General features: G+C 34.8%; 5 protein-coding genes. All 5 read left to right on the top strand.

Going from position 1 to position 5,512, the window contains the following annotated elements:
• Nucleotides 1-395 precede the first annotated feature (395 nt).
• The 5 genes from ACFWE9_RS25655 (at nucleotide 396) to ACFWE9_RS25635 (ending at nucleotide 5,117) form a co-directional block, all read left to right on the top strand.
• Nucleotides 396-884, top strand: a complete 489-nt coding sequence (locus tag ACFWE9_RS25655) for a VOC family protein (protein ID WP_230161848.1) — start codon at nucleotides 396-398, stop codon at nucleotides 882-884.
• Between the two features lie 417 nt (nucleotides 885-1,301).
• The gene (locus ACFWE9_RS25650) at nucleotides 1,302-1,856 is read left to right on the top strand and encodes a GNAT family N-acetyltransferase (RefSeq protein WP_377359474.1); all 555 of its coding nucleotides are present in this window, start codon (nucleotides 1,302-1,304) and stop codon (nucleotides 1,854-1,856) included.
• Nucleotides 1,857-2,086: 230 nt separating this feature from the next.
• Nucleotides 2,087-2,584 (top strand): LURP-one-related/scramblase family protein, encoded by a 498-nt coding sequence (locus tag ACFWE9_RS25645; RefSeq protein WP_230161844.1) that lies wholly within the window; start codon nucleotides 2,087-2,089, stop codon nucleotides 2,582-2,584.
• Nucleotides 2,585-4,027: 1,443 nt separating this feature from the next.
• A complete protein-coding gene (locus ACFWE9_RS25640; RefSeq protein WP_230161840.1) occupies nucleotides 4,028-4,201 on the top strand; it encodes a Fe3+ hydroxamate ABC transporter substrate-binding protein in 174 nt (57 codons plus the stop codon).
• Nucleotides 4,202-4,343: 142 nt separating this feature from the next.
• Nucleotides 4,344-5,117, top strand: a complete 774-nt coding sequence (locus tag ACFWE9_RS25635; RefSeq protein WP_377359471.1) for a GNAT family N-acetyltransferase — start codon at nucleotides 4,344-4,346, stop codon at nucleotides 5,115-5,117.
• Nucleotides 5,118-5,512: the final 395 nt, after the last annotated feature.

Raw genomic sequence — 5,512 nt, 5'->3', positions numbered from 1 at the left:
TCAGACTTAAACTGAACCGCCGTATACCGAACGGTACGTACGGTGGTGTGAGAGGTCGGAGGCTAGGCGCCTCCTCCTACTCGATTTTATGCAACTATCGGGGCAGGATAGTTGAACAATGACTTGAAGGGGATAAGATAAAAAATCCTTTATAGCTGATTAAGTGACTCGTTTATAATAGTATCGGTTTAAAATAAAGATGTACTGTTTATAAGAAAGTCGTACCGTTTTGAAACAGATTTAACCGTTTATATGTGGATTTTTAATAATGTAGGAATTTTATTGTAAGCAAACGGGCTAGTTTGCTTACAATAAAGAGGAAAAGCTATTAAGCAATCGAGAAGAAATCTTTAGGAGACATATGTGATAAAATTAGGAAAAAGGAGGTATGAGATATGAAAATCCATAGAATAGATCATGTGGGTATAATCGTCAATGATCTTCCTGCCGTGAAAGCGTTTTTTCTTGACTTTGGCCTTGAAATGCTGGGGGAAGGAAAAGTGGAAGGCGAGTGGGTGGAGCGGATGGAGCGGATAATAGGGCTTCAAGACGTTAAAGAGGAAGTTGTAATGTCGCGAACGCCAGACGGTGACGCAAATATAGAACTAGTAATGTTGCGAACGCCAGACGGTGACGCAAATATAGAACTAGTAAAATTTCACACGCCATCAGATGAAAATGGCATACAGCGTCCTTTAGCAAATACTCTGGGTATCCAGCATATTGCCTTTGCTGTTGAAGATATTGAAGCCCTTGTTACCAAATTGACAAAGACAGGCGCAGGACTTATTGGTGAGATACAAAACTACGAAAACGCTTATAAATTATGCTTCGTTCGTGGGCCAGAAGGAATTATTTTGGAGCTGGCTGAGGAAATCAAATAAATATTGAGGGGGACTTTGAATTGATTTCGATCTCCAACTTGGTATTCAAACTGGTACTAACGTAAAAAAACAACTTTGTTGCATTGAACATCAATCATATTGTCGGTATCCATTTAAAAGACGTTGTAGAGCTAAGCAAACGGGCGCTTTAATGAAATTTAACTAAAGCCTAATTTCTAGGTGTTAAAAGCGAGAAATTAGACTTTTTTTTATATTTGGATTTCCTTACCGTTGTAAACCCGTATTTTCCTGATGTTACTCTCTTAGCGTATGTTTTCCGCGTTTTGTTGGTAGGACTCTTATATGGAAATATTTGAAAGGATGTACTAAGATGAGTGCGATGATATTAACCTTAATTGGGGGCATTTTCGCTACCATCTGAGGTTCATTAACAAAGTGAAGTTAGAGGAGGTTAAAATGGAGAAGCAGGCTGTTTTATTTCATTCTTTGGAGGGTGAAAAAATCTACTTCAAAGCACTAAGGGGTGAGGATGTTCAAGAGATACATCATTATGCGTCAGATCAAGAAGTTTCACGATTTATTGGCTGGAATTTGATGAATACTTCGGAGGAAACTCGTCAGTTCATTGAAATAATGTTAGAACGTGAGTCGGCAGGTACTCATTTATATTCCTCCATTGTTGAAAAATTAACTCAAACAATTATAGGGACAGCCATGATTTTCAATTTTGACCAAGGAGCAAACAAAGCAGAAATTGGTTATGTGTTGCATAAACATCATTGGGGTAAGGGATATGGCACAGAGATTGTTGCATTGATGAGTGATTTTGCATTTAAATCACTTAATCTTCATAAACTCCATGCTATGGTAGTGGATGCCAATATTGGTTCTGCACGGATACTTGAAAAGAACAGGTATGAGTTAGAAGGACGATTAAAGGAGCACTTTTTTATAGAGGATAAGTATTATGATGCCTTACTTTTTGGCAAAATTACTAACCTGGAAACTTAGCGTTCTTATACAATAAAATTTAGTCCATTCTTATTCAATTAAAGGGCCAGATTGCGAAGGAAGAATTGCTGACTTTACAAAAGGTAAATTAGTTAAGGACAAATAGTGGTGAACCGAAAAGAGGGTGCTTTTGAGTGGAACTATTATTTGGAATTTAATGCATAAGATTGGACCCAATGCCTATTTCAAACGTAAGAAATGTAAAAGACTTAAGGTTGGGAGGCATAAGTATGAGGCAGCTTTATATAAAGCAGAAGGTATTCAGTCTTAGCGGGAAATTTACAGTAAAGGATCAGCAGGAGAAGGATATATATTACGTGGAGGGAAGTTTTATGCAAGTTCCAAAGACTTTCTCCATTATGAATACAGGAAGAAATGAAGTAGCACTCATTACGAAAAAGGTGTTCAGCTTTTTACCAAAGTTTTTGGTTGAGGTGAATGGTCGAGAGGTATTAACAATAAAGAAGGAATTTTCCTTCTTAAAAGCACGATATACAATTGATGCGGCAGGCATTGAAGTACATGGTAATTGGTGGGATATGGATTTTCAAGTTTTACAGCATGGTAAAATCGTAGGTAAAGTGGGCAAGGAGTGGTTCACTTGGGGCGATAGCTACAAGGTTCAAATAATAGATGAAGAGATGGAAACCATTATTATTGCACTCGTTGTTGCAATTGATTGTGTAAAGGCTGATCAAGCAGCTGCTTCCTCAGCAGCGTCGATTTAAAGTAGAAGTGTAAAATTAAAAGGCTGACAGTTTTTAAAAAATCACTGCTTGAATAGGTGCGGTGAACCGTATCATAAATAAATGACAAGGCCATTTGGTACCAAGGTTTTATATTCGTTCTTCAGTAATCGGGCGCATTTCTTGAGTAAAGAAAGTGCCTTTTTTCTTGTATTTCAAGGGTTCACATGGTTCTATAATTGGTTATTGTCTGCGATGGTTTAATAACTTGCGTATAAAAAATTCTCTCCTTGAACATAATAATATCTAGATTAATTGATTTATAACATGGGAGAGTGAATGAAAAATGTTTTTATCAGAAGCCTGGGAAAAGTATCAACTAGATAAAAAAATTGAGAGATATTCGCCTTTTACATTAAAAACATATTGTTTTTCAATATAATCTCTTATTACGATTTTTCGGTGATATTGATATGGATGAACTTTCTACAGAGAAATTAAAAGGGTATCTAATACAGGCGGGCGAACACTTAAAGCCTTCTAGTTTAGGTCACAGGATTCGTTGTATTAAATCACTATTCAAATGGACACATGATGAAGGGTTTATTCCTAAAAACCCTGCGGCTAAGGCATGACTTTTTAAATTCGCGCACTTTCTACATTGTCACGATCTATAGGAAGGGGTCCTACCATGGCGGGACCCCATAATGTATTTTAACGGAAGTACGAAAAACAAAAACCCCTTGCCGCACAAGGGGTTTTTGCGTAGGGAAATAAAATCGATAGGCACCAGAATTTATTTTGTTTGATTATGTATTCTTGATTTATGGCCTCTTGTCTATACATTGTTTTCATACCAACATATTTTATAGTAAGAGTGTTAAAAGGAGGGGATTTGAATGTTTTTTTGTGATAGAAGACGCCGTTGTGATCGATTTGATCATTGTGACAGATTCGATCGTAGAAGAAGGTGTTTTTGGTGATTTAACCCTCTAACTCAAATTACAAGCTCTGGTTGAGCTAATGACTGATCTAAAATCCTTCAAAAAAACTACCTGATATAATTATCTCGGTAGCTCTGGATGAACACCTATTTCACAGCTTAATCCTGTTCTTGGATAGTTATCTAATACCTCTTGCAAATGACGTTTCACGTCATCTATATTTATTTCACTTAGCAGGCACTTCTGTGTCTGTTACATATTTTTTAGAATACCTTTTTCAACGAACTGGCCAGTTCGTTGAAGAACCTAATCAATTAGTTTACATAAGAGATCTTAGAAGAAGTAACCAATTAAAATTCATTCGTAAAGGTACACTTTTACGAACTTTTTTTGATTGTTACTTCTTTAAAATAGAGTCTATTAAACAATGCTTTTGATTTTTCTTCTTCAACTAAAGGGGCAGTTTAGTAGTAGAAACTTTTATAAAAGTTATTCGTAAAGATATGAAGAGGAATTAACATTACATAGAGGTGATTTAGTTATGTTATGGGATAAACCCAAATGTACTATTTGTGATAAAGAGATTAAGGGAGATGACGTTATTTTTGTAAAAATGCGTTATCCAAAGCGAAAAGGTTTTACTGAAATAAAAGCATATATAAGAAACGAAGGTAAATTCATTTGTGAAGACTGTTTTAATAATAAATCCTACTAAATACTAATCAACTAACAGGTGCTTTACTTCAATAAGGAAGGTTGCTCTGGAACTCTTTTCATCAGGAACTATCGAGGCAAGTTAGTGAGAAGGAAGTACAAAGAGTATAAGGAATAACAAAAAACAAAAGGGGGGCCAGTGTATGAATAATGAATTTGAAAAGGTAATAAATTTACTAAAAAAAAATGATAAAGGAACTTATCCGACATTTGCTTTCTCTGTATTAAATAATTATATTCCTGGACAGGTTTATATGGATGCATTAAAGAAAACAGTTTTAGTTGGTACTGATTCAGGTATTTTTGTTGTTGGTGGAGACGAAATGAACAATGGTCTTAACAGCATATTATTAGAGATTTATAGAAGTAGAAAAAATGATAAAAAGCGATTCACTTTGTTTTCTCCATCAAAAGAATGGGATCAAGTTATAAATAAGTTGTTTGGAAAAGAGTTAAGACAGATGCAAAGATATTCTTTTCATTTTAATAAGGATACATATTCAACAATAAAAAAGGAAAAAGTCCCTAAAGATTTTATAGTAAAGAGAATAGATGAAAAAATAATTACTGAAAGTCTGGAATTTAATGAATCTTATTATAATGAATATTGGGGTTCAGTATCAAATTTTCTAGAGAATGGTTTTGGTTATTGTTTGTTACATAATGATAACGTTGTAAGTGAGTGTACATCTATATTTAGTTCATCAAAATTTGCTGAAATTGATATTGCAACTCAAAATAAGTATAGAGGAATGGGCTTAGCTCAAAATGTTGCAGAAATATTCATTGAACATTGTATTGAAAGAAATTTGAAACCCAATTGGGACTGTGATGTTAACAATTTTGCATCGATAAAGCTGGCTGAAAGATTAGGATTCGAAAATTCAATGGAATATTCGGTATTCGTTAGAAGGTAAAAAGTTCTTATTTCGCTAACGGGTGCTTTACCTCAATAACAGGGGTTGCTTCGGCAGCCTATTTTTTTATGCAACTATAGGGGCAGGTTAGTTGAACAAGCGTAGTGTATACGAACTGTGCATATTTAGATTTATTAACTTATCGATTTCCTCTCTTTCAAAAGTTGAATAAAAAGGACTTTCTATTCAACTTTTCTAGAAATATAATTAAACGGAAAGGAGGCGATAAGAATGAAACATAATTCTATGCACGAATGGCATAAAGAGCATAATAAACGGGTAGCAGAATTTCACAAAAAACACGCTGCTCAAGTAGCTAATGGAGAAAACGGAAACGGTTGGTTAGCCAAGCTCGAAACGTCTTTTTTTAATAAAGTACTTGTTCCTCTTAAAGT

It is taken from the genome of Peribacillus sp. NPDC060253 (assembly GCF_042727425.1).
GTDB lineage: Bacteria > Bacillota > Bacilli > Bacillales > DSM-1321 > Peribacillus.
Note: the sequence above shows the minus strand (reverse complement) of the source record. Positions and strands in the feature narration are given on the sequence as shown.